We start from the raw sequence: 2,954 nt of genomic DNA, 5'->3' as shown, positions 1-2,954 counted from the left end.
TGGGAGCCGGCCGGAGGGCCAGGGTGAAAGGGTTGGAATGACCACCGGACCCGAGCGTGACGCGGGCCGCGCGCGGGACGGTACCGCCGGGCGTGAGGGGACAGCAGTCACAGCGGCCAGAGTAGCTGGCGCACAGCGGAGGGGTGTGACGGCGAAGGGCCGACCAGGTTAGGGCAAATGGCTGCGGGCCAGGTAGTCGTGACTGCGCATCTCTTCCAAACGGCTCGCGGTGCGTGTGAAGTCGAACGCGAGCGGAGAACGCGAGGTATAGAGCTCGGTAGGGGCAGCGGCGGCGGAGGCGACCAGGTTCACATTATGATCGTAGAGGACATCCACCAGGCGGATAAAGCGCGCGGCCTGGTCTTTTTCCTCATCGCCCATTTGGGGAATGTTGGCGATGAAGACCGTATGGAAGCAGCGGGCGATCTCGATGTAGTCGATAGTCCCCTTGGGCTCGTCGCACAGGGCCTTGAAGTCGAACCATGCGATCCCGTCCGCGTACCGGGCGGTGGGAATGGGCCGGCCTTCGATTTCGATCTCCCCCCCTTCCACGACGCCTTCCGGTCGCAGCCCATGAAAGCCCTTAAGTAAGCTGTTGTCGGCCTCCGCGTCCAATGGAAAATGATAGATCTCCGCATGTTCGAGCGAGCGGAGCCGATAGTCTTCATCCCCGTCGAGGCAGATGACCCGGGTGTGATCCTTGATGAGCTTGATGGCGGGTACGAAGCGCTCGCGCTGTAACCCGTCGCGGTAAAGATCGTCCGGGTGGATATTGGAGGTGGTGACCAGGGTGACGCCGCGCTCGAACAGGGCCGTCAACAAGCGGCCCAGCAACATAGCGTCGGTGATGTCGGTGACGTGGAACTCGTCGAGGCAGAGGACCTTGAACTGCATGGACAGGCTTTCCGCCACCAGGGGAACGGGATCGGGGGTAGCCGGCAGCTTCTTCAGCTCTCCGTGCAGGTCCAGCATGAACAGATGGAAATGGACCCGTAGCTTCCGGGGAAACGGCAATGCCTTGTAGAACTCATTGACCAAATGGGTCTTGCCGCGTCCTACCCCTCCCCACAGATAGAGGCCACGTACCGGATCCAGGCGGGAGCGGGCGGTAAATCTCAGGTGCTTGAAAAGCCCGCCGCGGTCGTCCTGCTCTCTGGCTATCAGCTCCTCGTAGACCTGTTGCAGTGCCCGCACCACCGCCGCCTGCTTCGGATCATGCTCGAAATCTTCTCGGGCCAGATCGGCTTGGTATCTTTCAAGGGGTGTCATGGTGCTGAGGAGCTGCGTATGGTTAGGAAATTCTTTTTTGCCGCAAATGAACGCGAATCAACGCAAATCGGTCGTAATCGGTTCACCATCACCGACTGTTCTTGATTCCGTTAACGAGCTTGCCTCCATCGAACCCTGATTCCAGATAGGATTCTGGAGTTCCCTGTATTAGTTTTTAGATAGCCTCTTAGCTTCGCCCCGACACCGATTGCCTACAGAGAATCGACATAGCGCCGCAAGCGTTGCGCCGCTTCCACGCATTCATTCAGAGGAGGCACCAGGGCGAGACGCAGACGCCGGGCACCCGGATTCACCCCATTCACTTCGCGCGAGAGGTAACGCCCCGGTAGGACGATCAGGTTTTCTTCGGCAAACAGCCCGCGGGCGAATTCGGTATCCTCGATCGGGGTCGACGGCCACAGATAGAAGCCCCCATCCGGTCGGGAAACGGGCAGCAGGCCATCCAGTATCGCCAGGACCGCGTCGAACTTCTCCCGGTAAGCTCGGCGGTTGGTGACCACATGCCTCTCGTCACCCCAGGCGGCGATGCTGGCGTACTGGTGATGTAGGGGCATGGCACAGCCGTGATAGGTGCGATAGCGGAAGTAGCGCTCGATGATCCGGGCGTCCCCGGCGACGAAGCCCGAGCGCAGCCCCGGCACGCTGGATCGCTTGGACAGGCTGTGGAACACCGCACAGCGTCGGTAATCCCGGTATCCCATGGCCGCGGCTGCCTGGAGCAACCCCGCGGGTGGCGCCGCCTCGTCGAAGTAGAGCTCCGAGTAGCACTCGTCGGCAGCGATGATGAAATCGTATGCTTCGGCCATGGCGATCAGCCGCTGCAAAGTGGCCTGCCGGATGACCGCCCCGGTGGGATTCCCCGGTGAGCAGATGTAGAGGAGCTGACAACGCCGCCAGATATCCGCGGCCACGGAATCGAAATCCGGTATGAAGCGATTCTCTTCGGTGCAGGGTAGGTAGTAGGGTTGGGCCCCGGCCAGTAGGGCCGCTCCCTCATAGATTTGGTAACAGGGATTGGGCATCAACACCAGGGGATCGGGGCCTGGGTCCACGACGGCTTGAGCAAAGGAAAACAGGGCCTCGCGGGTGCCGTTCACCGGCAATACCTGGCGTTCCGGATCCATGTCCCCAGCCGGCAGGTCGAAGCGGCGCGTGAGCCAGTGCGCAATGGCCGCCCGTAGCTCCGGGAGTCCGCGGGTGTTCGGATAGATGGACAAACCCTGTAAATGGGCGCTCATCGCCTCCGCGATCAAGGCCGGGGGAGTGTGTTTGGGCTCACCGATGGAGAGTAGGATCCGGTCCGATCCGGACGGCGGCTCCACACCGGCGATCAGCGCGGCAAGCCGTTCGAAAGGGTAGGGCTGGAGACGATCCAAATCCGGGTTCATGGTATGCAGAGTGGCGTCTTGAGTGGCAGGAGTCCTTATATAGTATAAGAAGCTGTCTGGTAAAAATGGATCCGAGGGTCGTGTTGCGTTACGCTGCGTTCGGCGCCGTGCCTGTCCGGGCGCGGTCCTGGGTTATTTGGGTCGTGGCTCAGTTCGCGAAAAAACGCAATGACGCAAGGACGCCAAGACGCAAAGAAAAAACAAAGAAACTTTGCGTCTTGGCGCCATTGCGTCGTGGCGTTAAATGGGCCGGAAAGTGAGCGGCCAAGCATAAAA

Annotated in this window: 2 protein-coding genes; both read right to left on the bottom strand. The window is 60.8% G+C overall.

Annotation, left to right across the window (positions count from 1 at the left end):
- Window positions 1-168: 168 nt before the first annotated feature.
- Complete coding sequence (zapE, locus tag BQ17_RS15235; RefSeq protein ID WP_089728486.1) at window positions 169-1,269, bottom strand: cell division protein ZapE; 1,101 nt, start codon at window positions 1,267-1,269, stop codon at window positions 169-171.
- A 212-nt stretch (window positions 1,270-1,481) separates the two neighbouring features.
- Window positions 1,482-2,678, bottom strand: a complete 1,197-nt coding sequence (gene dapC, locus BQ17_RS15230; RefSeq protein WP_089728484.1) for a succinyldiaminopimelate transaminase — start codon at window positions 2,676-2,678, stop codon at window positions 1,482-1,484.
- Window positions 2,679-2,954 lie beyond the last annotated feature (276 nt).

Source organism: Candidatus Thiosymbion oneisti (assembly GCF_900092655.1).
Taxonomy (GTDB): Bacteria; Pseudomonadota; Gammaproteobacteria; order Chromatiales; family Chromatiaceae; genus Thiosymbion; species Thiosymbion oneisti.
This window is presented reverse-complemented; position numbering and strand designations above follow the sequence as displayed.

What these genes read in the sequence shown, in the direction of transcription:
- zapE (WP_089728486.1), bottom strand. Translation starts at nt 1,269, where the DNA reads ATGACACCCCTTGAAAGATACCAAGCCGATCTGGCCCGAGAAGATTTC.
- dapC (WP_089728484.1), bottom strand. Translation starts at nt 2,678, where the DNA reads ATGAACCCGGATTTGGATCGTCTCCAGCCCTACCCTTTCGAACGGCTT.